Raw genomic sequence first — 308 nt, forward strand, 5'->3', positions numbered from 1 at the left:
TTTATTGTTTAATCCATCCCGAGGATTCGGGATTAAAATCAATTTAGAGTGAACAAAGAGTTAATTATTAGAACCGGTTCCTCTGCTGTAGATTTTGCCTTATTAAAAGATGGAAAACTAATAGAACTCAACAAGGAAGAAGACGACAGTAATTTTGCCGTAGGGGATATATTCCTCGCAAAAGTGCGAAAGACTGTTCCCGGCTTAAATGCCGGCTTTGTAAATGTAGGCTATACGAAAGATGCTTTTTTGCATTACCACGACCTTGGCCCACAGGTGCTTTCCTTGCTTAAGTTCATAAAACGTGT

At 39.0% G+C, this 308-nt stretch carries 1 pseudogene; it reads left to right on the forward strand.

Going from position 1 to position 308, the window contains the following annotated elements:
• Positions 1-48: 48 nt before the first annotated feature.
• Positions 49-308 (forward strand): annotated as a pseudogene (locus HC176_RS18750) (ribonuclease E/G); the annotation flags it as partial.

This window comes from Tamlana crocina, assembly GCF_012037625.1.